The organism is Paraburkholderia susongensis, from assembly GCF_900177725.1.
Classification (GTDB): domain Bacteria; phylum Pseudomonadota; class Gammaproteobacteria; order Burkholderiales; family Burkholderiaceae; genus Paraburkholderia; species Paraburkholderia susongensis.
Genome location: NZ_FXAT01000007.1, coordinates 198116 through 223951 on the forward strand (window position 1 = coordinate 198116; position 25836 = coordinate 223951).

Annotated in this window: 25 protein-coding genes and 1 pseudogene; 10 read left to right on the forward strand and 16 right to left on the reverse strand. The window is 61.5% G+C overall.

Going from position 1 to position 25836, the window contains the following annotated elements; translation table 11 throughout:
• Window positions 1-17 precede the first annotated feature (17 nt).
• The 5 genes from B9Z01_RS21740 to B9Z01_RS21760 form a co-directional block, all read right to left on the reverse strand.
• The gene (locus B9Z01_RS21740; protein WP_085486848.1) at window positions 18-662 is read right to left on the reverse strand and encodes a trimeric intracellular cation channel family protein; all 645 of its coding nucleotides are present in this window, start codon (window positions 660-662) and stop codon (window positions 18-20) included.
• A complete protein-coding gene (locus B9Z01_RS21745; protein WP_085486850.1) occupies window positions 659-1927 on the reverse strand; it encodes a M20 family metallopeptidase in 1269 nt (422 codons plus the stop codon). Before B9Z01_RS21745 ends, B9Z01_RS21740 begins: the two co-directional genes overlap by 4 nt.
• Before the next feature lie 63 nt (window positions 1928-1990).
• Complete coding sequence (locus B9Z01_RS21750) at window positions 1991-2440, reverse strand: MarR family winged helix-turn-helix transcriptional regulator (RefSeq protein ID WP_085486852.1); 450 nt, start codon at window positions 2438-2440, stop codon at window positions 1991-1993.
• Window positions 2441-2568: 128 nt separating this feature from the next.
• Entirely contained in the window at window positions 2569-3096 is a 528-nt protein-coding gene (locus B9Z01_RS21755) for a GNAT family N-acetyltransferase (RefSeq protein WP_085486854.1), read from the reverse strand.
• Window positions 3093-3680, reverse strand: a complete 588-nt coding sequence (locus tag B9Z01_RS21760) for a helix-turn-helix domain-containing protein (RefSeq protein WP_085486856.1) — start codon at window positions 3678-3680, stop codon at window positions 3093-3095. The genes B9Z01_RS21755 and B9Z01_RS21760 overlap by 4 nt, the downstream gene beginning before the upstream one ends.
• 36 nt (window positions 3681-3716) lie before the next feature.
• Between B9Z01_RS21760 and B9Z01_RS21765 the strand changes: the two genes are divergently transcribed.
• Window positions 3717-3983: a hypothetical protein gene (locus B9Z01_RS21765; RefSeq protein ID WP_143809022.1), complete on the forward strand. Its 267-nt coding sequence runs from the start codon at window positions 3717-3719 to the stop codon at window positions 3981-3983.
• A gap of 388 nt (window positions 3984-4371) precedes the next feature.
• Window positions 4372-6588, forward strand: coding sequence for a beta-glucosidase (locus B9Z01_RS21770; RefSeq protein WP_085486860.1), 2217 nt, complete (start codon window positions 4372-4374; stop codon window positions 6586-6588).
• 175 nt (window positions 6589-6763) lie between these two features.
• On the opposite strand, the gene B9Z01_RS21775 is transcribed toward B9Z01_RS21770, so the two are convergent.
• Window positions 6764-8086, reverse strand: a complete 1323-nt coding sequence (locus tag B9Z01_RS21775; RefSeq protein ID WP_085487132.1) for a metal-dependent hydrolase family protein — start codon at window positions 8084-8086, stop codon at window positions 6764-6766.
• 569 nt (window positions 8087-8655) lie between these two features.
• Here B9Z01_RS21775 and B9Z01_RS21780 point away from each other — a divergent pair.
• Complete coding sequence (locus B9Z01_RS21780; RefSeq protein ID WP_143809023.1) at window positions 8656-9726, forward strand: MipA/OmpV family protein; 1071 nt, start codon at window positions 8656-8658, stop codon at window positions 9724-9726.
• Window positions 9727-9866: 140 nt separating this feature from the next.
• Here the strand turns inward: B9Z01_RS21780 and B9Z01_RS21785 are convergent, their stop codons facing one another.
• From B9Z01_RS21785 to B9Z01_RS21810, 6 genes and pseudogenes are all read right to left on the reverse strand, one after another.
• Window positions 9867-10418 carry a thioredoxin family protein gene (locus B9Z01_RS21785; RefSeq protein WP_085486864.1) on the reverse strand — a complete coding sequence of 184 codons (552 nt, stop codon included), beginning with the start codon at window positions 10416-10418 and terminating at the stop codon, window positions 9867-9869.
• A 1-nt stretch (window position 10419) separates the two neighbouring features.
• Complete coding sequence (locus B9Z01_RS21790; RefSeq protein WP_085486866.1) at window positions 10420-11136, reverse strand: cytochrome c biogenesis CcdA family protein; 717 nt, start codon at window positions 11134-11136, stop codon at window positions 10420-10422.
• 198 nt (window positions 11137-11334) lie between these two features.
• The gene (locus B9Z01_RS21795) at window positions 11335-12306 is read right to left on the reverse strand and encodes a LysR family transcriptional regulator (protein WP_085486868.1); all 972 of its coding nucleotides are present in this window, start codon (window positions 12304-12306) and stop codon (window positions 11335-11337) included.
• 650 nt (window positions 12307-12956) lie between these two features.
• The gene (locus tag B9Z01_RS21800; RefSeq protein WP_085486870.1) at window positions 12957-13316 is read right to left on the reverse strand and encodes a DUF1493 family protein; all 360 of its coding nucleotides are present in this window, start codon (window positions 13314-13316) and stop codon (window positions 12957-12959) included.
• Window positions 13316-13747: an STM2901 family protein gene (locus B9Z01_RS21805; RefSeq protein WP_085486872.1), complete on the reverse strand. Its 432-nt coding sequence runs from the start codon at window positions 13745-13747 to the stop codon at window positions 13316-13318. The genes B9Z01_RS21800 and B9Z01_RS21805 overlap by 1 nt, the downstream gene beginning before the upstream one ends.
• 14 nt (window positions 13748-13761) lie before the next feature.
• Window positions 13762-13917, reverse strand: a pseudogene (locus B9Z01_RS21810) (type VI secretion system tube protein Hcp); the annotation flags it as partial.
• A gap of 631 nt (window positions 13918-14548) precedes the next feature.
• Between B9Z01_RS21810 and B9Z01_RS21815 the strand changes: the two are divergent.
• Both B9Z01_RS21815 and B9Z01_RS21820 read left to right on the forward strand, forming a co-directional pair.
• Window positions 14549-15592 carry an alpha/beta fold hydrolase gene (locus B9Z01_RS21815; protein ID WP_085486876.1) on the forward strand — a complete coding sequence of 348 codons (1044 nt, stop codon included), beginning with the start codon at window positions 14549-14551 and terminating at the stop codon, window positions 15590-15592.
• Window positions 15593-15933: 341 nt separating this feature from the next.
• Window positions 15934-16275, forward strand: a complete 342-nt coding sequence (locus tag B9Z01_RS21820; RefSeq protein ID WP_085486878.1) for a DUF4148 domain-containing protein — start codon at window positions 15934-15936, stop codon at window positions 16273-16275.
• Between the two features lie 117 nt (window positions 16276-16392).
• Here B9Z01_RS21820 and B9Z01_RS21825 read toward each other — a convergent pair whose 3' ends face one another.
• Together B9Z01_RS21825 and B9Z01_RS21830 are read right to left on the reverse strand one after the other, a co-directional pair.
• Window positions 16393-16866 (reverse strand): Lrp/AsnC family transcriptional regulator, encoded by a 474-nt coding sequence (locus B9Z01_RS21825; RefSeq protein WP_085486880.1) that lies wholly within the window; start codon window positions 16864-16866, stop codon window positions 16393-16395.
• Between the two features lie 392 nt (window positions 16867-17258).
• Window positions 17259-18326 carry a LacI family DNA-binding transcriptional regulator gene (locus B9Z01_RS21830; protein ID WP_085486882.1) on the reverse strand — a complete coding sequence of 356 codons (1068 nt, stop codon included), beginning with the start codon at window positions 18324-18326 and terminating at the stop codon, window positions 17259-17261.
• A 250-nt stretch (window positions 18327-18576) separates the two neighbouring features.
• Between B9Z01_RS21830 and B9Z01_RS21835 the strand changes: the two genes are divergently transcribed.
• The 5 genes from B9Z01_RS21835 (at window position 18577) to B9Z01_RS21855 (ending at window position 24965) form a co-directional block, all read left to right on the forward strand.
• A complete protein-coding gene (locus tag B9Z01_RS21835) occupies window positions 18577-19602 on the forward strand; it encodes a TRAP transporter substrate-binding protein (RefSeq protein ID WP_085486884.1) in 1026 nt (341 codons plus the stop codon).
• 62 nt (window positions 19603-19664) lie between these two features.
• Window positions 19665-21551, forward strand: coding sequence for a TRAP transporter large permease (locus B9Z01_RS21840; RefSeq protein WP_085486886.1), 1887 nt, complete (start codon window positions 19665-19667; stop codon window positions 21549-21551).
• A gap of 92 nt (window positions 21552-21643) precedes the next feature.
• Window positions 21644-22183, forward strand: coding sequence for a VOC family protein (locus B9Z01_RS21845; protein WP_085486888.1), 540 nt, complete (start codon window positions 21644-21646; stop codon window positions 22181-22183).
• Window positions 22180-23478, forward strand: coding sequence for a ribulose-bisphosphate carboxylase large subunit family protein (locus tag B9Z01_RS21850; protein WP_085486890.1), 1299 nt, complete (start codon window positions 22180-22182; stop codon window positions 23476-23478). Before B9Z01_RS21845 ends, B9Z01_RS21850 begins: the two co-directional genes overlap by 4 nt.
• A gap of 5 nt (window positions 23479-23483) precedes the next feature.
• Window positions 23484-24965, forward strand: a complete 1482-nt coding sequence (locus tag B9Z01_RS21855) for a four-carbon acid sugar kinase family protein (RefSeq protein WP_244196119.1) — start codon at window positions 23484-23486, stop codon at window positions 24963-24965.
• Window positions 24966-25001: 36 nt separating this feature from the next.
• On the opposite strand, the gene B9Z01_RS21860 is transcribed toward B9Z01_RS21855, so the two are convergent.
• Entirely contained in the window at window positions 25002-25295 is a 294-nt protein-coding gene (locus B9Z01_RS21860; protein WP_085486892.1) for a DUF3303 domain-containing protein, read from the reverse strand.
• Between the two features lie 201 nt (window positions 25296-25496).
• Window positions 25497-25703, reverse strand: a complete 207-nt coding sequence (locus tag B9Z01_RS21865; protein WP_085486894.1) for a hypothetical protein — start codon at window positions 25701-25703, stop codon at window positions 25497-25499.
• Between the last annotated feature and the right edge of the window lie 133 nt (window positions 25704-25836).

The window sequence follows — 25836 nt, forward strand, 5'->3', positions numbered from 1 at the left end:
GGTGTGCCGGGCGCGTCTTACGGGTTGTCGCGTGTTTCGGCCGTGCGCCTTCCATGAAATATCGGCAGGCGCCAGCCGTAACGCAGCGACGCGAGCCGCACTATGACGCAGGCGAGCGTTGCGAACCACGGTGTCCACCAGTCGGTCCAGCCCGCGTACGAAAAGCCGACCTGCACCGCCGCACCGAGCAGCGCGGCCGATGCGTAGACTTCGCGTTCGAGAATCGCGGGTACGCGCGAGAGCACGACGTCGCGCATCACGCCGCCGCCCACCGCGCTGACGATGCCGAGCAGAATCGCGAGTTCGGCGTTGTGGCCGTATATGAGCGCCTTTTGCGCGCCCGACACGGCGAACAGGCCGAGCCCGATCGCGTCGAAGAACAGCACCGGCTGACGCAACCGGCGCACTTGCGGATACGCGATGATCGTGACCGTCGACGCGGCCAGCGCGGTTGCCAGATAGCGCCAGTTCGAGAGGCCCGCGGGTGGAATTGCGCCAATGCAGATGTCGCGCACGATGCCGCCGCCGCACGCGACCATGAAGGCGATCACGGCGATGCCGAAGAGGTCGAGCCGGCGTTGGCGCGCGGCCACCGCGCCGCTGATCGCAAACGCGAACGTGCCGATCAGATCGAGAATGGTATAGACCGTGTGCGAATTCACAGTGATTTGTCGTGTTGGTCGAGCCAGACGCCGGCTGCGCACAGCATCGCTTCGAGACCGGTGCGCAGCGTGGGGTCGAGCACCGGGGCGAATTTCGGCGAGTGGTTGCTCGGAATCTCGTTGAGTTTTTTCGCGGCGAGCGCGTTGCGGAAAGTCTCGGGATCGGTGCTGCCGATAAACCAGAACGAGTACGGCACGTCCCATTCGCGGCCGAACAGGCTGAAGTCTTCGCTGGCCGCGGCCGGTTGCGTTTCGTATGCGCGCTCACCGAACTGCGTTTCGAATGCATCGCGCAGACGCTCGGTGACGGCGGTGTCGTTGACCGTGAGCGGATAGCTCGACAGCGTGGTGAATTCGGGTTCCCGCGGCGCGTTCGATGCCGCGCATTCGGCGCAGCAGATGCGGCGGATCGCGCCGAGCATGTACTCGCGCACGTCTTCGTCGTAAGTGCGCATGTTGAGTTTGAGCGTCGCGTCGTCGGGGATGATGTTCTCTTTCGTGCCTGCCTGCAGCGAGCCGATCGTGAGCACGGCGCTGTCGCGCGGCGAGATTTCGCGCGACACGATGGTTTGCAGACGCAGCGTGGTGGAGGCCGCCATGATGACCGGATCGATCGAGGTCTGCGGTTGCGAGCCGTGCGAGCCGCGCCCGAACAGCTTGACCTTGAGGCTGTCGCCCGCCGAGAGAATCGTGCCGCTGCGATAGCCGATCGTGCCCGCTGCGCCGACCATCACGTGCTGGCCGAGAATCACGTCGGGCTTCGGAAAGCGCGTGGTCATGCCCTCGTCGAGCATGCTGCGCGCGCCGCGCCCGACTTCCTCGCCGGGCTGGAACACGGCCATCAGCGTGCCGCGCCATGCGTCGCGATGTTCGGCCATCAGGCGCGCCACGCCGAGCAGCCACGTGACGTGCAGGTCGTGACCGCACGAATGCGCGACGCCGACCTCGAAGCCGTCTTCGTCTTTCGCCTTCACCGTGCTCGCGTAGGGCAGGCCGGTTGCCTCCGCCATCGGCAGCGCGTCCATGTCGGCGCGCAGCATGACCGTGGGGCCGTCGCCGTTGTGCAGCAGCGCAACGACGCCCGTCACGCCCACCTTGCGCGTTACGTCGTAGCCGAGCTTTTCGACGTAATCCGCGACGATTCCCGCGGTGCGCACCTCCTGCATCGACAGCTCGGGATGCTGGTGCAGATCTTTGTAGATTGTCTCGAGTTCGGGCAGAAGCGCGTCGATCGCGGTCGACATCGTTTCGATCAGCTTCGGCATGGAAGACTCCTTGTTACCGTATGCATTACAAAAAGGCCGCGAAATGCGAATTGCCGGCGAAGGTCATCGAGGCGGCGCGTCATCGGACTCGCTTGCGAGCAGGCTGTTCGAAAGCTTGCCGAGCAGCCGTGCGAGCATTGTGCGCTCGCTGCCGCTCAGCGCTTTGGCGAGCTCGACCTCCAGCGTCGATCCTAACGCTTCCGACGCCTGAGCGATTTCCAGACCGCTTGCCGTGGCGCGCAACGCGACGCTGCGGCGGTCCGACGAATGCGTGTTCCGCTTGATGAGGCCACGCGTTTCAAGCTCGGTGAGTACTTTGGAGAGCAGCGTTTTTTCGATCAGCGCGCGCTGCGATACCGTTTTGGGCGTGATGCCGGGTTCGGCGCATACGAGGCGCAGCACGCGCAACGCGCGAACGTCGAGATCCCAGCGCTCGCGATAAACCAGGTTCGCGCGGTTGATCAGCAGCGCGCTTGTCAGATCGAGCCTGAAAGTCAGGAAGTCAGAGTACAAGAAGGGCTCCGCATGTCGACTGTCATACCCGGTGCAGGCACGCAGGTCATTATAGGCATATAGTTGAAATTTTCAACTATATGCGGACGGCGGAGTTCTTATGGTGAGCGAACGAGCGCCGCTTTCGATCAGAGCTGCTTGCAATAAAAGGTCGTGCCGCAGAACGCGCCGTCGGGCATCAGCGCGTAATTCGGCACGTCCCCCACGCGTTGCCAGCCGGCGCGTTGATATAGCCGCTCGGCATCTCCGCCGGTGACCGTATCGAGGACGAGAACCGACTTCTTTTCTTCCCGCGCAATGCGATCGACTTCGCGCATCAGATGCTGCGCGATGCCGCGCCGCCGCGCTTTTCTGTGCACGAGCATCTTCGCGACATCCGCGCGATGCGGCTGGTTTTCCGGCTGTGCGGTAATCAACTGCACTGTGCCGACGATTTCTCCGTTGCCGTCTTCGGCGATCAGCAGCGTGCGCTCGCCGAGTGCAACGCCGTTGGCGACGGTGCGCCAGAACGCTAGCGCTTTTTCCCGCGAGATCGGCAGCATGAAGCTGACCGATGCTCCGCCTTCCACGCAGTCGATCAGCACCTCCGCGAGCGCCTCGACGCAGGCCGACGCTTCATTGGGGCCGAGGCGTCGTACGGTCACGTTATCGATCATCCGTTTCTCCTTTCGGTGACGGGAAAGGTGGTGAGCGCCACCAGGTAGCGCGCGCGCTTGCGGGTAGGATTCCTGAAGACAGTTGGACGATCGAGACGCATCGCGAGACAGTCGCCCGTTTTGATCCGCCAGCTACTGTCGCCGACCGTGATCTCCATCGCGCCTTCGAGCATCCAGACCTGCTGATGGATTTCCGCGTCGCGCGCGCCGGTCTCGTAGCTGACGCGCTGACCGGCGGGAAAGTCGACTTCCACCAACTGGATCGCCGAGCGCGCGGTTGGCGAAAGATGGCGCCGCACATAACCCGAGGCCGGATCGGTCCACACGACCTGTTCGGCAGCGCGGCTCACGGGCGAGGGTTCGACAGCCGGCACGCCGTCCTGCTCGAACAGCGACGCGAGCGGCACATTCAACGCGGTGGCGAGTTTGTCGAGCACGGCGGCGGTCGGGCTGCTTTGTCCCCGTTCGATCAGCGAGATATTGGAGCGGCTGACTTTGCTGCGCTCGGCAAGCGCTTCGAGGGACCAGTGCTGGGCGTCGCGCAGTTCCTTGACGCGGCGCGCGATGAGAGCGTTGATGTCCATTTTCCAGTTTAAGGGATGATGTATCCAGTAAACTAGATGGCGCCATTTTTGTTGTCAATAGTGGAAGGCATACGCGTTTTTGCGATGGCGGCCACCATGATTAACTGTCGCGTTCGCATTGATTTTCTTCAGAATTTCGCTATATGCAGAGCGTATTACCTCGAATTGCAGAATGATGACGAATGCCAGAAGGTATTCGCGTATGCAATGCAAATATTCGGTGTTTTGAGCTATGAAGGCGGCTTCCTCAAGCCCGTGCTTGAGCGAGTGCAGAGCACGCCGAGCGGCCGTGAGACCGCGTGATCGGGATGGCCGAATACGATGGAATTACGCTTTAGGACGTAATTCTAGCTAATACGCATATTTTTCAAAATTCACAATTCACATCAAGGAATTTCCACTCTGCATTTAATTTCAATTAGCTTTCGTTGAATTGAATCTGTTAGAAAATTCTTACGACCAGTTACATATTAAAACACTCGTATTAGTAAAACTACTGATGCTGTAGTCAGACTACATTCTTACATTACCTTCCACGGAGAGTCGCTACAGCCAATCCGGTTGCGCCGAATCTTCTTCCGGCAGGCAAACGTTTGCAGTTACCGCTGCATCGCCTGTTTCGCGTCCACTGTGCACCCAACCGACGCGCTCCGCTGCCCCCCACGAAAAGCACAATTTCGGAGAGACAAACATGCAAAAGAAACTATGGCCGGCCGTCGCGTTAGCGGCGACCGTGAGCGCTGCTGCGCACGCGGAAATTCCCAACCTGTCGCTCGATTTCCCTCCCACCCCGAGTACGTTGAACGTATTCGCGTCGGCGGCCGCTCATCGGCGTGCCGAGACGCTCGTCAACAAGATGACGCTCGACGAAAAGCTGCAGCTCATTCACTCGGAGTACCAAATGTCTGCCGTGCCGGGCGGCGGCGGGGGCTACATTCAGGGTGTGCCGCGCCTGGGCATTCCCGATATCAACATGGTTGACTCCGCTACGGGCTCGGGCAGCACTGTGCAGCCGAGCACGACCTTCCCCGCGACGATTGCGGTAGCGGCAAGCTGGGACCGTCGTCTATCGTCCGACTTCGGCAAGCAGATCGCAATTCAACTGCGCCAGCAAGGTTTCGCGATGGGGCTCGGCGGCGGCACGAATCTCGCGCGTGAACCGCGCGGCGGCCGTCTCTTCGAGTATCTCGGCGAAGACCCGGTGCTCGCCGGCGAAATGCTGGCCTGGCGCACCGACGGTACGCAGAGCCAGAAGGTGATCGCGACGATCAAGCACTACATGGGCAACGAGCAGGAGCACAACCGCAATGGCGGCAACAGCCAGATCGACGAGCGCACGATGCGCGAACTGTATCTGCTGCCGTTCGAAATCGCCGCGCGCCGTGCGCAGCCCGGCAGCGTGATGTGCAGCTACAACCGCGTCAACGGCACCTATGCGTGCGAGAACTCGCATATCCTCAACGACGTGCTGAAGAACGACTGGCAATTCCAGGGGCAGGTGCAGTCTGACTGGGGCGCGGCCCAAAGCACGGCGCCCGCGATCAACGCCGGTCTCGATGAGGAAGAGGATGTCGGGCCGACCGTTTATCTGACGCCGGATGCGGTCAAGCAGGCGATCGCGAACGGCTCGGTTTCGACCGCGCGTCTGAACGACATGGTGGAGCGCAAGCTCTACGTGATGATTCGCACGGGCGTGATGGACGATCCGCCGAAGGGTGGCGCGACGATCGACTTCGCTGCCGCGAATGCGTTCACGCAATCGGTCGCCGAGCAATCGATGGTACTCCTGAAGAATGCCAACAACCAGTTGCCGCTTGCCGGCGGTTCGCTGTCGCGCATCGCGGTGATCGGCGGGCATGCCGACGCGGCGGTGCTGACGGGCGGCGGCTCGGGCAATACGCGCGACCCGGTGACGGGCTCGTTCGCGGGTTGCGGCGGCCTCACGTTCGGCACGGAGACGGGCTGCAGCTGGTGGACCAATCCGTGGCTGAAGCTGAACGTGCCGATCGTTTCGGCGATCCAGGCGCTCGCGCCGCAGGCCAAGGTGACCTTCGCCGGCAACAGCGATCAGCAGTCGCCGTTCCGCGCGTACACGCAGCAGGAGATCAGCCAGGCGGCGACGCTCGCGGCTAACTCCGACGTCGCGGTCGTCGTCGTCGCGCAACCGGCCGGTGAGGACATCGGCGATCTGACGAGCCTGAGCCTCGCGAATCCGAGCAACCAGGATGCGCTCGTCGAAGCGGTCGCGCAGGCCAATCCGCACACGATCGTCGTGGTCGAAAGCGGTAACCCGGTGCTGATGCCGTGGAAGGACAGCGTGTCGGCCATCGTCGAAGCGTGGTATCCGGGCGAAGCCGGCGGCAAGGCGATCGCGGACGTGCTGTTCGGCAAGGTCAATCCTTCCGGCAAGCTGCCTGTCACGTTCCCGGTGCGCGACCAGGATACGCCGACGTGGGGCACGAACGGTGCATTTGCAGCAGACCCGGTGTACTCCGAGAAGCTCGACATGGGCTATCGCTGGTATGACTCGCAGAACATCACGCCGATGTTCGAGTTCGGCTACGGTCTGTCGTACACGCACTTCGCGTACTCGGGTCTGTCGGTTGCGCGTCTGCCGGGTGGTTTGATCGACGTATCGTTCAACGTGCGCAACGATGGCCGCGTCGCCGGTGCGGAAGTGCCGCAGGTGTATCTCGGCGTGCCGTATCAGGGTGAGCCGCCGCGCCGTCTGGTGGGCTGGGACAAGGTCGGCCTGAATCCCGGCGAATCGCGTCGCGTGCACGTGATGGTGACGCCGCGCATGCAGAGCGTGTGGGATACGACCAACAACCGCTGGCAGTATGTGCCGGGCAGCAGGGTGTACGTCGGCGCATCGTCGCGCGACATCCGTCTGCAGGGTGGCAACTAAAGGGCGCGCTGCTCTAATGCGTTAGGTACCAGGCCGCGAAGGCGGGCGCGAGATGTTGCGCGCCCGCCGGCCGATGAAATAGCTTCGCCAGTTCGCTAACCGAAGCAGACCGATGGATTTTCAGGCCGGGTGCGTGCCGATGGTTTTTCCGGCACGCATTCGGTTTAATCGCCCGTCATGCCTTGAGCGTGTTCTTGTAGAACTTCCCGTCTTTCATCACGATGCGCAGGTTTTGCTCAGGGTTCGCGAGGAGGTCGAGATTCTCGAGCGGATTGCCGTCCACGAGCAGCAGGTCGGCGTATGCGCCTTGCTCGAGCACACCGAGTTTTCGCGGATAAGGGTTGCGTTCGCCGGAGAGCGCAAGCAATTGCCCATTGGTACTGGTTGCCATTTCCAAGGCTTCGGCTGGACTGTACCAGCGCTTCAGGTGCGTGAGCATCTTGCCCTGCCGCGTGGTGAGTTCCCGCGAAAAGAGTATGTCGGTGCCGAATGCGACCTTGAGGCCGTGCTTGCGCGCGAGCTTGTACATGTTGTCCGTGCCCGCGGTGACCTCTGCGAATTTTTCGACGGCCGGTCCGGCGAGCGGCGCAACGTCGGCTGTGCTGAGGAACGGTTGTGTGCTGAGCCACGCGCCGCTTTTCGCCATCATCGCGGCGGTTTTGTCGTCCATCAGATGAGCGTGCTCGATGCAACCTACGCCCGCCGCGACAGAGCGCTGAACCGACTCGGGCGTGTAAGTGTGTACGAGTACATATGTGCCCCAGTCCGCGGCCGTTTCGACCGCTGCGCGCAACTGCCTCTCCGTGAACGTGAGCATGTCCAGCGGGCTGCGCGGCGTTGATACGCCACCGGATCCCATGAGTTTGATTTGCGTCGCTCCCTGAATGAACTGCTCGCGCACGCGCAGGCGGACTTCATCTTCGGTATCTGCAATCGCAACAGCGCCATCACGTTCCGGCTGGCTGAGATGCCCGCCTTCGCGCGGCAGATCGGTCAGCGGACGAAAATCGCCGTGGCCTCCGGTCGTCGTGATCATTGCACCGGAAGGATAGATGCGCGGCCCTGACAGCATGCCGCTGTCGATCGCCTGCTTCAGCGCGAACGTCGGGCCGCCCGCGTCGCGTACGGTGGTGAAGCCGCGCAACAGCGTGCGCTCGGCTTCGGCGCTGGCCGCAAGATGCACGAACGTTATGTCGCTTTGCAGAACGACCTGAATGGGAAGCGACGCGAGCAGCATATGCCAGTGCATGTCGATCATGCCGGGCATGATGACCTTGCCGCCGCAATCGACGACTGTCTTGCCTTCGCTCGAAGCAGGCTGCCCCTGACCGATCTGGCTGATCGTGTTGCCTTCCACGACCATATACAGCCCATCGCGCAGCTTGGGCGATTTGCCGTCGAACAGGCGGAAGTTCGTGAACAGCACCGGCTTGGCGGGCGCATTGGGCGGCAGGGTGCTTTGAGCCTGGCTGAGTCCGGGCAGAACCAGGCTCAGCATCGACGCCGCCATACCCGTGACGAAGCCGCGGCGCGACAGGTCGGCGCTGATGCGGCGATTGGCATACTGCACTTGTGACTTGTCGCAAAGACATGAAAGCGACGGGCTGACTATTTTATTGCCGATGTACTTTCCTGAAGACATAACTCACCCATAACGTGGATCATCGTGCATCGAAAGCCGCCGCATAACAATAAATCGCGGCGAAGAACGCCAAGCGAGGGAAAGAGTATCGTTTGCGGCGAAGGTTGGCAAATTCCGTGCAGACTAAATGGACGGTGGGTTTGCCATGTGGAATTCATTCGCAGGGAAGTGACGATATGAGCGCCGAATTGTGAACTTTCGGTCGCAAGTGTCTGTTTGTACCAACTTTAGCGGGTAATTTAAAAGAATCTGCTTGCGACGCCTGAAAAAAACGGGCTATGCTCATGCCACTCACTACTATAGTGAGTCTCCTGGAAGAAAGCGCAACACTCAACTCTGTTGGGGAAGCGAGATGGGTCAGAGGAATGTCCCAGTAGAACTGTTTCGTCGGGTAATGGCGGCGCCTTTATCACTATTGTCAACGCTTGCTGCGGAAAATCAGGCGGTCCGCACCGCGGCAACGTGGCATTTACCGCACTACCGCGAACCGGTACGCGCGGTCCGGCTTTTCAATAACAAAGGCCATTCCCGCGGAAATCAACTGCATTACAGCATCAGCACTACGCCATAAACGTCAGGACAGGCGGCGTTGCGGTCATCCTGTCCATTTTTTCCACGGAGAAAGCGAAATGATTGATGTGTCGAAGCCACTCGTGATGAAGGTGGTGGCGGGCTCCGCGTTGTCGATGTTTGCAGTTGCCGCGATGGCGGACGATACGCTGGGTTTGTCGGAAAGTCTGTATTCGATCGGTGCGCCGGAAATCACCCAGGCGCCTGCCGCCAACGCGAGCCCGTGGCACTTTTCTGTCGGTGGTGGCGTGGTGAACATGCCGAAATTTCCCGGTTCGAGCGGTACGAAATGGGAAGCGGTGCCGACGGTGAGTGCGAGTTACGACCGCTTCTTTATCGGCGCAAATCCGGATGCCGCTTCGCTGCTGTCGCTGGGTGCTTATCTGTACCGCGACAGTAACTGGCGCATCGGCGCGGCTGTGACCTACGATTTCATCCAACCGCGCAGCGAGTCCGACGATTCACGGCTGCGAGGTCTCGGCGACGTCAAGCGTACGGCGCATGCCGAACTGTTCGGTGTTTATACCTATCAGTTCATCTCGGCGCGCGCGAGCGTATTGACCGACATCGCCGGCAATGACCGCGGTACGGTTGCAACCTTCGATCTGATGGGGCGCTACCAGCCGATCCCCCAATTGACGCTTACCGCAGGGCCGGGTTTGACGTGGGCAAGCAGCAAGTACAACGAAACCTACTTCGGCGTGACGTCGGAGCAGAGCGCTCGTTCGGGATTGCCAACCTTTTCGGCTGGCTCCGGTTTGAACCAGTTGCGTTTTTCGATAAACGGCGCTTACCGGATTGCGACGCACTGGAACGTCGGTGCCAGCGTTTCGCTCGCATGGCTGCGCGGCGATGCAAGCGACAGCCCGATTACCGAGAAAACGAGCCAGATAACGTACGGCCTTTTCGCCAATTATCTGTTCTAGTCAGTTCCTCGAATCCTCAAACCTTCAAACGCAAGCCCACGTGAACCTGATTGCTCAGGGGCACGTGGGCTTGTTCCATTGAATGGGTCACAAGACACGTTCCGTCCAGTGACTCGCGCCGGTTCTTCGCCAGCACCGCGTCAACTCTTCTGCGCGAGCAGCGCCTGAATCTTCGCTTCAGTCTGCGCATAGTCGCCTTCTCCGAAGTGCGAGTAGACAATCTGCCCTTTCTTGTCGATCAGATAGAACGCGGGCCAGTACTGGTTGTTATAGGCATTCCACGTCGCGTACTGATTGTCCTGCGCGACTGGATAGCTGATGCCGAGCCGCTTGATGGCGGTCTTCACGTTACCGGTGTCGCGTTCGAACGGATACTCGGGCGTGTGAACGCCGATGACCGTCAGCCCCTGATCCTTGTACTTCTGATTCCAGCTTTTCACGTAGGGCAGCGTATTGGCGCAATTGATACAGCTATAGGTCCAGAAGTCGACCAGCACGACCTTGCCGCGCAATTGCTGCAGTTTGAGCGGTTCGCTATTGAGCCACTGCGTAATGCCCGTGAATTCGGGCGCGGGCGAAGCGCTTTCCTGCTGCGCGCCAATTGTGGTGGCATGGGTGGCTGCCGTTGCGGCGAATGCGGCGAACGCGGCAAAAGCCGTGGCGAGAGCGAGAGTCTTGAGTCGGGCGTTCATGTCAGAGTCCTTTGAGGGAGGGGAAAAACGCGGCGAGCCGGGCGTACAGCAGCACGTCGTATTGCAGATAGATGGCGAGTGCGGTCAGCATCACCAGTGCGCCGAATACCTGTTGCAGACGATGCGCATGGCGCGACACGACGCGTACGTGACGGGTCACGTAATGTCCGCCGTAGATGATCGCGAGCATTGGAATCGCGGCGCCGATCGCATACAGCGTGAGCAGCAGCGCTGACCAGCCGAGATCCTGCGCCTTGACCACGAGCACGAGGATCGAGGCCAGCACGGGGCCCGCACAGGGTGTCCACACCGCGCCGAGCGACATGCCGAGCACGAAGCCGCCGGCGTTGCCGCTGCCGGGTTGTCCGCCGGGTGAAATGGCCGCGCCGATGCGCTCGAGCGGCCCCTGTACCTGCGCGACGAGCCAGTCGTAAGGACGCGGCCATACGCGCATGAGACCGGACAACGCGAGCAGCGCGATGCCCGTGTTTCTCAGCACCTGCTGCGCGACATGGACGGTGCTCGACACCGCGCCCAGCAGCAATGCAAACGATGCGAAAGTCAGAATGAAGCCGGCGACGATAAAGAGCGGTCGTGTACGGCTCGGTTGTTCGACGGAGGTGCCGAGCAGGATCGGCATGACCGGCAGGACGCAAGGCGATGCAATCGTGAGCAACCCGGCGAGCAGGGCGAGCGGCGTTTCGAGCGTGCTGTGCATGATGGGCGTTCCGTTGGCTGGTATGGCCGTATTGGAACGCCCGCAGGTATCTGGTTTATGTCGGCAATACGAGGTGCGTGCAATGTTTTGTATCTGCGCACTGCACAGATACATTGCGACACAATTCACCGGGTGCGCTGGCGTACGGGCTTGCGGAAGCGGCGTTGCCGGAGCGCGCGATTAGTGCGACTACTGCGACTAGCGCGTCCTGCGCTTTTTTGCTGCATTTGCAGAGGCGTTTGCCGCTCGCTTCGCTTCAGGCGACGAGAACATCGGCATGCGCTCCTGAATCCACCGCAGCAACTCGAGCGGGCCTGGCGCGAGCGGCCGGCCGGTTTTGACCAGCACGCGAGCTTGCGCGCCGGAAAAGAGCGGATGTGCGATCGGTACTGTCGTCAATTCGCCGCTCGCGATTTCGCGGTAAGCGGCAAATTCGCCGATTAGCGTCATGAAGTTCTCAGCGGCTACGAATCGCTTCAGGCCGCTCAGCGAATTGGTCGTCAGCGTCGCGCGGATCGAAACGTTCTCCGCCAATTCCGTCATCTTGACGACATGACCAATGCCAAATGTCGAGGGCATCAGCGCCAGCGGGTATGCGCTCAGATCGTCGAGACTGGCGGGTCTTTTCCGCCTGGCGAGCGGATGATCGCTTCTCAACAGCAGCACGACGGGCTGAAGCGAACTCGCACGATATTCGATGCGCGGATGAGGCGGCGGATTGTACGCGAGCCCGATATGTGCGCGGCTTTCCGCGACTTCCTCCTGAATCGAATCGACCGCGAGCATGTCCATGCCGATTTCCAGTTCGGGATACTGGGCACAGAATGGCGCGAGTACATCGTCGACGAGCGTATCGACAAAACCTTCGCTGATGGCGAGCCGGATCTGCCCTCGCTGAAGGCCTTTTAGCGCGTGCAACTGATCTTCGAGCTTCTCCTGCTGCGAGCGATAGCCGCGCCAGAATTCGAGCAGATGCGTGGCTGCTTCGGTTGGTTTGACGCCGCGCGGCTGACGTTCGAACAGCACGGTACCTAATTCGTCTTCGAGCAGCTTGATCTGCCGTGTAATCACGGACGGCGATGTATTGATGCTTTCCGCAGCACCGCGAATGGTGCCGTGCGTCAGCACCTCGTTGAAATACCGAAGGCGTTGCTGATTGATCTCTCGCATGTCATGACCCGGGCGTGGTTGGTGTGTTGCTCATCTTGAGCGTATTCGTGTCGTCATCGTAGATAAAGACGACAGCAAGATCTCGGACCATCAATAGCCTCTACACTGGTTGCATGTTTCAAAAGCACGTTGTTCGCACGCAAGGCGAGTTCTCAAATCGCCACCGTATGTTTGCGACAGCATCTTGCACGCGATCTCCTGTTGTTTGCCGACGCCGCGTGCGGCAAGGACCGTCACATCTCCGCCTGTCGAGACGTCAGAATACTCGAACGCCTGTGTGTTGCCGAGATTCTGCGGCACGCACGGGCTGTTGCTGAGATCGAAGCCAGTCAGTGCTTTGTCGCGGAAGCATTCGCCGCAGCAAGTTTGTCATTCACGCTTCGCGCCGCGTCAGCGAGAGGGTCTGCCGTATCGCGAGGCGTGAGTTGCCGATTCGGCACGCCCTTCGAGCCATGCTTCACGTGCGTTCATCGCATTCTCCCGTGTCCGTCGAGGTTGACAGAGGTGCGCAGCAGAGGCTCACGATTGAATCTCTGCCGGACAGAGTCCGGGCATGCCGGCAGCCGCGGCGACCGCGCGGGCGAGTTCGGAATATTCGCCCTCCAGCGCGCCGCAGAGCGACGCGATGAAGAAGCGGGGCCTATGGCTTTTCAGGCGGGGCAATCGTTGTGCAGCGCTCCAGAATCCCACTTGCCTGAAAGCAGGGCTTTGTGGAGCATCCTGACGGTTAGCGGCTCCCGTTTCAGGGAGTGCTGCCGTCTCAGCACGTGGCGGGTGAGGAAGTGGTACAGGAGGCCTTCTCCTTCCATCAGGAAATATCGATGGAAGTCGTAGTCTCCACGGTCTATGCCGAAAGACTCGAAGAACCGTTGCATGAAAATATCGGCATCGTCGCCTTGCTGGCCCAGATCGTTTTCGACGGACATGTCTGGTGTGACCGGCTTCTTTGCTGGCAGGCGAGCTTCCTGCCTGACGAACAACTCCAGACTTTCCCAGGCACGATCTTCCATCAAAACACCCTGTCCTCGGATCCGACGATCCGATCGTATTTCAGAACTGTGTTGTGCGTAATCTGGTAGGCGTCGTTTGCCAGCAGCACCCAGCCAGCGCCGGGAATGGTTCGGCCGACAAAGACACTTAACCGGTGCGTCAGGATCCATCTGAACTGTTTCATGCTCTGCCAGGTGAAGGTTGGCAATACCTTGTGTTTGAGTTCGTACCTGAACAGTGACCGGGACATGACCGATGCAACGGATGTTCCTCGTGTAGCTCCCAGCGGTTTGGCTCTCGTGGGCAGGAGCGGAAGCCCTGACAGGATGAGCAACACAGCTTCAACGTCATCAATCTCAAGCTGCGAGCATGTTTCATCGACGACGATAAACAGGAACAATTCGGCAGGGGTTAGATTGCTATGGGATCCGTAATTGTACGTATGGCTCATTGGTCTAGCGCTCTTCCCATGATCTTGCCGTTGTGACTGTCTACCGGCAGGCTTATGGCGTGATTGAAGCCAATAACCTCGATACTGCCTTCACGCCCCTGGACCATTGATGGACCTTTGATATCTGCGCCATCATCATCCTTGAGCCACATGTATGCTGGAATTGCCATCTCCAAATTCTCCGTTGGTAAATTTATGAACAGTTGCATAACTGCGAACCTCACTCGATGAGATACGCGATGTGCGAACGCCTCATTTTTTACCGGAGCTCATTCTTGATCGCAATGGGCTTGCGCCCAATCCTGGCCGTGAATCAAATATTTAACTGGGAGAGCGCTGTCCAACGGCCCCTGAGCTTGAGAGTGGCGTGTTGAAGCGCGTTTCGCGCCACGTCAGCGAGCAGATCTGCCGTATCGCCGGGCGTGATTCGCCGGTTCGGAACGCCCTTTACGTCGAGCTACGGTTAGTCCGTTGCGCATAAAGCAACGATATGTGAACTTAGTTGCTCTTGCTGTCAATGGCTCGTGCTGTCACTATTCAACTCAAGCATTACGACAGCGGTGAAGCCGCAAACCGGTGGTTCTGTCGTCGAAGCACTCCGCGTTTCAGGTTCGTGCTTTTTATATTCGCGCGTTTCATATTCGCATCACCCATTTCATTCAATTGCCCTTTGTGTCCGTTCTGTTCGTACAGCGGTTGAACGCGGCGACACGCGGTTTCGGCTTTATCGCGTGGCGCAGGATGCGTGCAGAACGGATCAGATTAATTCCGCATAGCTATCGTGATTTGAGGAGAATAATCATGTCGGATCAGATCAATAGTCGTCGTCGTTTTCTCGGGACTGCCGTTGCGGGCATCAGCCTGCTTGAATTGGGACTGAGCGGACTCGCACATGCGCAGTTGGCCGACACGTCCGGCAATGCGAAGGCGAGCGGGCGCGCCGCTTCGTTCGAGAACATTCGCTCGATCAACGCTGGCACGCTCAACATCAGTTATGCGGAAGCGGGTCCGCAAAATGGACCGGTAGTGATTCTGCTGCATGGCTGGCCCTATGACATCTACAGCTTCGCCGAGGTGACGCCACTGCTCGCGGCCGCCGGCTATCGCGTCATCGTTCCTTATCTGCGCGGCTACGGCCCGACGCGCTTCCTTTCCTCCGATACGCCGCGCAACGGTCAGCAGGCCGTGGTCGCGGTCGACATCATCAACCTGATGGATGCGCTGAAAATCGACAAGGCCGTGCTCGGCGGCTTCGATTGGGGCGCGCGCACGGTGAACATCATTGCGGCGCTGTGGCCGCAACGCTGCACGGCGATGGTCTCGGTGAGCGGCTATCTGATCGGCAGTCAGGAAGCGAACCGCGCGCCGTTGCCGCCGAAGGCCGAACTGGCCTGGTGGTATCAGTTCTATTTCGCCACCGAGCGCGGCCGTGCGGGTTATGAAGCGAACCGTCATGACTTCAACAGGCTGATCTGGCATACGGCCTCACCGAAATGGGATTTCGACGACGCGACGTTCGAGCGCACCGCCGCCTCGTTCAACAACCCCGACCATGTTGCGGTGGTGATTCACAACTACCGCTGGCGTCTGGGGCTGGTCCAGGGCGAACCGCAATACGACGAACTCGAAAAGCGTCTGGCGACGGGGCCGGCCATCTCGGTGCCGACCATCACGCTCGAGGGCGACGCCAACGGCGCCGCGCATCCCGAGCCGGCCGCGTACGCGAAGAAGTTTACCGGCAAATATCAGCACCGCAACCTTAGCGGCGGCATCGGCCATAACCTGCCGCAGGAAGCGCCCAAAGCATTTGCGCAAGCCATTATCGACGTGACGCGCATGGCGTGAGGCGGGCCGGCGAGTGCCGGTTTCTTTCTCCGATTTGCGCACCGGAACCCCAGGAGCCGACGTTCGGCTCCTGAGGTTTTTTTCTTGAGCGGGATGCACGGAATACGCAGAACCGCCTTTTTGTATCGCAATGTATCTGTGGCGTGCACAGACAAACTCGCTTGCACAAAAGGGCGCAGACGAAAACATTCCAGATACGTTGGCGCGTTCAAATGTCGTCACGCAAGGTTGATTCACGACGTTGCGTGAATCAGGCGGGACATGACGGCATATCTGCCACGACTGCCGCGTGTTCCGCTCAACCCTTGATCCCTGTGTGTTTTGATATCTGGAGAAACCTCATGAAACTCGTTCAATCGCTTATCGTTGCCGCCCTTGTTGCCGTGCCCGTCGCTTCGTTCGCGCAAGCGCAACCGCAGCATGCGCTCACGCGCGCCGAAGTGCGCGCGGAACTGGTCCAGTTGCAGAAGGCCGGCTACAGCCCCGCGAGCGACAACACGCAATATCCGCGGAACATCGAGGCTGCGGAAGCGCGTATCAGTGCTGGCGACAACGCCGCCGTGTCCGCATATGGCGGCGTCGCGAAAGGCACCTCGGACTCCGGCTCGCGCGCGCCGATGAATCGCGCGGCGGCGGTTGGCTCGAACGCCATGAGCTTCGGCTCGATCTACGCGCATTCCTGAACGAGGCGACGCGCAGACCGCCTGCGTATCTTCACGCGGGCGGCGTATTCGATACATTCCGGCGTGGGCGGACGAATTGCCGAAGAACTCGGCCGTTTATCCGACGCTGCCGACGAATCAGATTGCAATCGACGGAATGCTCTTCATGCATCGCAGCGCGAACATCGAACGGCTATGGCGAATGCCCGCGATCTTGTAGAGCTTTTCGCGCAGAAAGCGCTCGTAGCCGGCAGTGCCATCCACCGCGACCTTGACCAGATAGTCGTAATCGCCCGAGACCAGATACGCCTCGAGTACTTCGCTGAGCGTGGCAAGTTCGGCGCCGAAGCGTGCGAGCGCGTCGTCGTCGTGCCGGTCTAGCGTCACTTCGAGCAGCACGACGTCCGCGAAGCCGAGCTTCTGCTGATCGAGCAACGCGACATAGCCGCGGATATACCCTTCGTTTTCGAGTTGGCGCGTACGGTTCCAGCACGCGGTGGTCGACATGCCGACCAGTTCGGCGAGTTCCGCGTTGCTGAGCCGGGCGTTCTTTTGCAGCTCGCGCATGATCTTGCGATCGAGTTGGTCGAGCGGGCGGTTTCGGGCAGTCATGAAAGTGATCGGAAGAATATTCGTTGAAAACTGATTATAGGCGTAGATTATCCCGAAGCGATGCAGGAACGCTAGATCTTTAAGAAGCCTATCCAGCGGGGCTCCCGGTATATTTTCCAGATGCATTCATGCCCGGGACAACCGTCCGGGCCGCGGGTTTCGCGCCCAGCGGCTTTTGCGGCCACAAGCCGCGCTCCGGTGTCTCGCCGCTTTCACACAGGAAGGCGGCACGCGGGTGATTTCCGGCGCTACCCGCGCCGCAAGGCGCGCTCGCCGGGCATGAACGCATGTTGCCGTATAAAGTCCGCACGCTCGCGGTTCGCGGTTCGCGTCGAAAACGCACGAGCCATACGAATACGACCTCACGAACCGCACCGGAAAACGCCCTTGAATCAGGGCAAATTCTCCCGCAACACGATGCTGAACTGCACCGGCTTCACGTCGCTCAGCGCGTCGCGTTTCTCGCGCACGTTGCGGAAAATCCGCAGACAGTTGCCCACCATCGCTTGCGGCGTTTGCGTAATCAGCGCATCCATCGTTCCGTCTATCAGCAATGCGCGCGTATCGGGCGTCAAGCCATGCCCGACAAACAGGATCTTCTGCTCCGCACGCGCTTCGACGATCGCGCGCGCGACGCCATCCGAACCGCCACCGCTGTTATAAATACCCGCGAGATCGGGATGCTCTTCGAGCAGCTTGCGCGTCTGCATATAGTTGCGCTCGCTGTCGTCGTGCCCTTCGCGCAGTCCGATCACGCGCACCTGTGGAAACGTCGATTCGATCAGATGCAGAAAGCCGATTTCGCGCTCCTCGTGCCCGCGATAGTTGAGGCTGCCCGCGAGCATCGCGATCTTGCCGCTCGGCCGCGGGCCCATGAAGCGGCCTAACAGCAATGCCGCCGTGCGCCCCGCCGCACGGTTGTCGATGCCGACATACGCGAGACGCCGCGCATTCGACAGGTCCGAAATCAGCGTAATCGCAGGTACGCCCTGGTCCGCGAGCGTATTGACCGCATCGCGCACGACCGGATGTTCGAGCGCCATGAACACGACGCCATCCGCGCGCTGTCCGTAATGCAGCAGACGGTCCGCGAGTTCGTTCGGGTTGAAGCTCTCGACGTAGTGCACGCGGCACTTCATGTCCAACGCGCTCCACTGCTCGTGCGCGAATTCGATGTAGTCGCCGAGCATGTGCAGATAACGATTGGTGCCGGCCGGCAGGAGAAACGCGATGCGCATCGGCTTCGACGCCGGTACGGCGGGCGGATTCGGCGTGAGCAGATAGCCGAGTTGCGCGGCCGCCTGCAGCACGCGTTGCGCGGTGACGGCCCGCACGCCTTCGCGGCCGTTGAGCACGCGATCGACAGTGGCGGTCGACACGCCGGCCGCGCGCGCAATGTCGGGAATGCGCGCGGGAGCGTTGAGACGCGCGGCCCCGGTGAGATGAAGCGGTTCGGACATGGCAGTCCTCAACGGAGTGAAGTCCATCAAAAAACATCAGATTCGCGGTTTGACAGCGATTGCCGCGCACGCCTAGTCTTGCAGCTATCGCACCGCGCCTCAACGCCGATGACGTGGAAATCAGAGCGTTGCAACAGGTGATGATGGATTTTGATGGATCCGACAGTCACATCAATTATAAGCAGCAATCAACCTGCATGGGATCGGAGTCGGCGTCGAAGCACCGACCCCGGTCGACAAGGAGACGCTCATGACCAACCTCGCGAGACGCAGTCTGCTGCGTGCCGCGGCCGCCGTGCCGGTGGCGAGTGCGCTAGGCTTTCCAGCTATCGTGCGCGCGGCATCCGGCCCGGAGTTCGTGTTCAAGTACGGCAACAACCTGCCGCTCACGCATCCGCTGAACGTGCGCTCGCAGGAGGCGGCGAATCAGGTCCGCGAGGCGTCCAGGGGGCGCATGGAGATCCGGATATTCCCCAACAACCAGTTGGGCGGCGACACCGACATGCTCGCGCAGGTGCGCAGCGGCGGCATCGAAATGTTCACGCCGTCGGCGCTCGTGGTGTCGACGCTCGCGCCATCGGTCGCGATCAATGCGGTCGGTTTCGCATTCGCCGATTACGACCAGGTGTGGCGCGCGATGGACGGCAAGCTCGGCGCATACGTGCGCGCGGCGATGCAGAAGGCCGGGCTCGAATCGTTCGAGAAGATGTGGGACAACGGCTTTCGTCAGACCACGACGAGTACCGCGCCGATCGTGAACGCGCAGAACATGCGCGGTCTGAAGATTCGCGTGCCGGTGAGTCCGCTCAGCATCGACATGTTCAAGGGGCTCGGTGCCGCGCCGACGAGCCTGCAATTCAGTGAAGTGTATTCGTCGTTGCAGACGCACATTGTCGATGCGCAGGAAAATCCGCTGCCGATCGTGCAGGTCGCGAAGCTCTATGAAGTGCAGAAGTACTGCTCGCTGACCAATCACATGTGGGACGGCTACTGGTTCGTGCTGAACCAGCGCGCGTGGCAGCGCTTGCCGAAAGATCTGCAGGCGATTGCGAGCGACGCGTTCAATCAGGCGGCGATCAAACAGCGCGACGACGTGCGCAAGCTGAACGACGCGGCCGTCGCCGATCTGCAAGGCAAGGGCCTCGCGATCAATCGCCCGTCGCCCGATACGTTTCGTACCGCATTGCGTCAAGCCGGCTTCTATAGCCAATGGCAGGGCCGCTTCGGCAACGAGGCGTGGGATCTGCTCGAGCAATCGGTCGGCAAGCTCGCGTGAGTGCACCGCAGTCCGGCGAGCATCAGACGACGCGCGGCGCGCGGCCGCAAGGAGACAGCAGGATGTCGAATCACGCATTGAATCCGGTGGAAGCGGCCGTGCCGTTGCACGCGGCGAGTCTGCCGCGCCGCTGGCTGCGCAGCTTCGATCGCGGGCTGATTGCGCTCGTCGAAGTGTGCGCGGCGGCGCTGCTGGCGATCGAAATCGTCGTGATGCTCGCGGGCGTCGTGTCGCGCTATGTGTTGCATCAGCCGCTCGTGTGGTCTGATGAACTGGCCGGCATTCTGTTTCTGTGGCTCGCGATGCTCGGCGCAGTGCTTGCATTGAGGCGCGGCGAGCACATGCGTATGACCGCGCTCGTCAGCCGTTTGTCGCCGCGGGCGCGTGCTTTCGTCGATACGCTCGCGATAGTCGCGTCGATCGCCTTGCTCGCGCTGCTGATCGCGCCGGCCTACGATTACGCGTCGGGCGAAGCGGCGATCGTCACGCCCGCCTTGCAGATCAGCAACGCATGGCGCGCGCTCGCGTTGCCGATCGGCGCGGCGTTGATGCTGCTGGTTGGCTTGATCCGTCTCGCGCAGGTGAGCCGCGTGAGCGACGTGCTCGTCGTGCTGGCGATTGCCGCGCTGCTTGGCGCAGTGGCCGTTTTCGCGGGACCGTGGTTTCAGACGCTCGGCAAGCTCAACCTCGTGATCTTTTTCGTCGGCGTGGTCGCGGTCGGCATTTTCTCCGGTGTGCCGATCGGGTTTTCGTTTGCGCTTGCGACGTTCGGCTATCTCGGCCTGTCGACCTATACGCCGCTCGAAGTCGTGGTCGGCCGCATGGATGAGGGCATGTCGCATCTGGTACTGCTGGCCGTGCCGCTCTTCGTGTTTCTCGGTCTGCTGATCGAGATGACCGGCATGGCGCGCGCGATGATCGAGTTTCTCGCGAGCCTCGTCGGTCATGTGCGCGGCGGGTTGTCGTTCGTGCTGATCGGCGCGATGTATCTCGTGTCGGGCATCTCCGGCTCGAAAGTCGCGGACATGGCGGCCATCGCGCCGGTGCTGTTTCCCGAGATGAAAAAGCGCGGCGCGTCCGAAGGCGATCTGGTCGCGCTGCTTGCGACGACCGGCGCGCAAAGCGAGACCATTCCTCCGAGCATCGTGCTGATTACGATCGGCTCGGTGACGGGGCTGTCGATCTCCGCGCTCTTCACCGCCGGCATGTTGCCGGCCGCGGTGCTCGCGTTGATTTTGTGCGTCGTCGTGTGGTGGCGCTATCGCAAGGAAGACCTGAGCGGCGCGCAACGCTTCACGCGCAGGCAGATTGGCCGGATGTTCGTCGTCTCGCTGCCTGCGCTTGCGTTGCCGTTCGTGATTCGCATGGCGGTGGTCGAAGGCGTCGCGACGGCGACCGAGGTGTCGACGATCGGCATTGTGTATTCGATGCTGGTCGGGCTGCTGATTTACCGGCGCTTCGAATGGCGGCGGCTCGGCCGCATGCTCGTCGATGCCGCGACGCTGTCGGGCGCGATCCTGTTCATCATCGGCTGCGCGACCGCGATGGCCTGGGCGCTCACGCAATCCGGCTTCTCGCAGGATCTCGCGCAACTGATGGGCTCGATGCCGGGCGGTGCGTACGGTTTTCTCGCGGTATCGATCGTCGTGTTCGTGATGCTCGGCAGCGTGCTCGAAGGGATTCCCGCCATCGTGCTGTTCGGGCCATTGCTGTTTCCGATCGCGCGGCTCGCCGGTGTTCACGAAGTGCATTACGCGATCGTTGTGATTCTCTCGATGGGTGTCGGCCTTTTCTCTCCGCCGTTCGGAGTGGGTTACTACTCGGCGTGCGCGATCAGCAAGGTCAATCCCGATGCGGGGATTCGTCCGATCATCGGTTATATGGGCGCACTGATCTTCGGTCTGCTGCTCGTCGCAGCGATTCCGTGGATATCGATCGGATTCCTCTAGACAGTTCTTCACTTTGCGGGCATTCGGGCGCTGCGTTCGCACCGCGCCGGGGCGCCGCTCGTCCTCAAACCCCGCAGCAACGGGAGAGTTTCATGAGTCGTTTCTTTGGTGAAATCCGGCAGGCCGGCTACGTGGTGCGCGACATCGAGGCCGCGATGGACTACTGGAGCCGTGTGCTCGGCGTGGGTCCGTGGTTTTACAACGAGCGCGTGCCAATCGAAAACTACACGTATCGCGGGCAGCGCTATGAAGTGCATAACTCGGTGGCGCTCGCGAACTCGGGGCCGTTGCAGGTCGAACTGATCCAGACGCGCAACGATGCGCCCTCGATGTATCGCGACTTTCTCGCCGCCGGCCATACCGGCTTGCAGCACAACGCGTACTGGACCACGTCGTTCGACGCGGATCTCGCGCGTCTGCAGGAGCAGGGCTTCAAGGTGGCGATGAGCGGCGAGGTGGGGCGTAACGGCCGCTTCGTCTACTTCGATACCGAAGACCATCCGGGCACCGTGATCGAACTGTCGGAAATCGCGGGGCCGAAGGGCAAACTGTTCGACATGATCTACGCGGCGTCGCGCGACTGGAATGGCCGCGAGCCGGTGCGTCCGTTTCCCGATCTGGGCACGCTATGAACGGCATGCAGGCGCGGCGGCCAATCGATAGCGATACGCTCGAAGCCGACTATCTGATCGAAACGCCACTCGAACTCGCGCGTGTCGCGGACGTGATGGCAGGCGAGCAATCGAGTGGTACGTTCGTGCGGGTCGCGAACGAATCCGATGCGTTGCGCGCGCGCAGCCGCGCGAACGTGCTGCGGATCGAAGAACTCGAAGCCGCCGCGCAACCGAGTCTGCTGAGCGCCTGGCTGACACGGCAGCGCATGCCGGGGCCGTGGCGGCGCGCCCGCGTCACGTTGTCGTTTCCGCTTGCCAACATCGGCGCGAATTTGCCGACGCTCGCCGCGACCGTCGCAGGCAATCTGTACGACCTCGGGGAAGTGACCGGCATGCGCCTGTTGTCGCTGCGTTTGCCCGCGGTCTATCGCGCGCGTTTCGAATTGCCGCGGCATGGCGTGGCGGGCACGCGCGCGCTCACGCAGGTGAGCGGCCGGCCGATGATAGGCACGATCATCAAGCCGAACGTCGGCCTGAGCGCGATGGAAACGGCCGCGCTCGTGCGCGAGCTGTGCGAGGCGGGCGTCGACTTTATCAAGGATGACGAAGTGTGCGCGAACCCCGCGCACGCACCGCTTACCGAACGCGTGCGGGCAGTGATGTCCGAGGTGCGCGCCTATCGCGAGCGCAGCGGCCGGCCCGTCATGGTCGCCTTCAATATCACCGACGATATCGACGCGATGCGTCGTCATGCCGAACTCGTCGAGCGTGAAGGCGGCAGTTGCGTGATGGCGAGCATCAACTGGTGCGGCTTCTCGGCAATCCAGACGCTGCGCCGCGCAACGCCGCTCGTGCTGCATGCGCATCGCAACGGCTACGGGATGATGTCGCGCGATCCGGCGCTCGGCATGTCGTTTCAGGCGTATCAGACGCTCTGGCGTCTCGCCGGTGTCGATCATATGCACGTGCACGGTCTCGCGGGCAAATTCGCGCAGAGCGATGCCGAGGTGATCGAGTCCGCGCGCGACTGCGCAGCGCCGCTCGCACCGGGTTGCAACGACAGCGTTCTGCCCGCGTTTTCATCGGGTCAATGGGCGGGTACGGCGCCGGCGACTTTCGATGCCGTGCATTCGACCGATCTGCTCTTCATGTGCGGCGGCGGGATTCTCGCGCACCCGGACGGTCCGGCGGCGGGCGTCACGAGTGTGCGCGAGGCGTGGGCGGCCGTGCAGGCCGGCACACCGCTCGCGATCCACGCGGAGAACGTGCCGGAGTTGCGACGGGCGCTGACGTTTTTCGGCGGCCGGAGTTGAGCGCGATGCCAGGCAGCGGCGAGATGAAGCGGATGCGCGATACGGGGCCCGCCTACGCGTTCTATGGCGACGACTTCACCGGCGCGACCGACACGCTCGCGCACCTCGCGCGCGCGGGCCTGCGCACGATGCTGTTTTTCACGCCGCCCGATGCGGCGCGTCTTTCGATGCTCGGCCAGCTCGACGCGATTGGCGTCGCGGGCGCCGCGCGTACGATGGCGCCGCATGCGCAGCGACAGGAACTCGCGCGCGTCGGCGCTGCATTCGCCGCGCTGGGTGTGCGCGTGATGCACTACAAAGTGTGTTCGACGTTCGATAGTGCGCCGCACACCGGCAGCATCGGCGTAGCGATTCGCGCGTTGCGCGAATACTGCGCGAACGAACTCGTTGCGATCGTCGGCGGCCAACCGAATCTGCGGCGCTATTGTGTGTTCGGCCAGCTATTCGCCGCTGCTGGAGCGGATGATGAGCAACGGTCGATCTACCGGATCGACCGTCATCCGACGATGAGCCGTCATCCCGTGACGCCGATGAACGAAGCGGATCTGCGTGTGCATCTGCAACGCCAGGGTGTCGAGCACGTACAGTCGATCGACTGGCCGTGTTACGCGGCGGGCGAGGCCGCATTGCAGTCCGAGGTGCGGCGCAGGCTGGATGCGAAGTCCAATGCGAAGCACAATGCAAAACCCGGCGCAAAACCCGACGCAAAACCCGGCGCGTTGCTGTTCGACGTACTCGACGATACGCATTTGCACGCTATTGGCCGGGTCATGACGCATTACGCGTCGCAGTCGTCACCCTTGCTTGCCGTTGGTGCAAGCAGCGTGGCGCAGGCGTATGCCTATGCGCGGGGAGCACGTGCTGAATCTGAGGCAGTGAACGATGCGCCCGCGTTACTGGCTCGCGCACGTGGTCCCGTTTTCGTGCTGGCCGGCAGTCTTTCGCCATTGACCGAAGTCCAGATCGGCGCCGCGCATTCGTATTTGCGGGTGGAACTGGACCCACGGCGGATGACGGGTGACGCGGCATCAACCTATCTCGCGGACCGCGTTGCGGCGATTGCCGGGCCGTTGCGCGATGGGCGGAACGTGCTCGCGTATACGGCGCGAAATGTATCGCATGGTACGCAAACGTTTCGTGCGATAAATGAAGAAAACGCCGTGCATCGAGGCGATGGAAGCGCGCCGCCATCGCGGCTCGCCGGTGCGTGCGCGACGCTGTTGAAGAACGTGCTCGGCGCGGTGAGATTGCAACGCATCGGCATTGCGGGCGGCGATACGTCGAGTTTTGCGGTGCGCGCGCTCGACGCGTGGGGGCTGTCTTATCTCGCGCCGCTTTCCGCAGGCGTGACTGTGTGCCGTCTGCATTCCGACCGGGCGGAGCTCGACGGCGTGGAGATCATGCTCAAAGGCGGCCAGATGGGCGACGCCGATCTGTTCGAGCAATTGATCGACGGCTTTGCAGCGGAGCCGTGTGCGAATCGTTAGCTATTTGGCCATTGCCGGCATGATCCGCGGCAGGGCTCATCCCTGCTGGCGACGCGTAGTCTGATGTTTGCCGAGCGCGGCGCCGAGGTCTTCGTCGGTCATGGCGGGGAAAACGCTCATGGTCAGCAGGTCGCCCCAATCGAGCGCGAGCGCCGCTATGCTGCGGATGTCGTCCGCTTCGACGATCGCGAAACCATGCAATCCGCCGATCGCGTGCCAGCGCCCCAGCAGCGTGACACCCTCCGGCACCTGGCCGCCCGTTTTCATGAAGCGCTCAATGACAGCATTCTCGGCGGTCGGGAGACCGCTCCATTGCACGATGAATTTCATTGCGCGTCTCCAATTGGAATGAGTTGGGCGCCGGGACTGGCGGCAGCTGGAAAAACCATACGACATCCTGATCATCATAGGCGAGTGAGCAGCGCCCACGCTCGCCGTATGCGGACATTCGCCAGGTGAATCGGACCGGCGCCCTTCTCGCGAAAACGCGGGCAGGGCTCCGTCTTTCCAATTGCGGACACCTCGCGCGTCCTATAGATAAGTTCCGCTGATACGGCCTTCGAAGATGGCGGTGTTGATGTCCCAATCGTCGACATGACCCGTGCCGTTGCCGTCCACCGTGACGACCACCGAGCGGCCGCCGCGCAGCGTCTTCATCTGTTCGACGGTGAGCGTTTTTTCGTGAGATGCGTCGCCGGCGCAACGCGGCAGGTCTTTGATGATGACAGTGGCTTTCATGGCAGTACTCCTTGAGGGGAAGAGGCGAGCACGGTGCCGTGCCCGCTTCGATTTCCGCAAGGTATATGCCAATGTGCGCGGACGCGGCGCGGGACATCCGGCCTCGGCCGCCATGCGAATCCAGGCAAGGCGC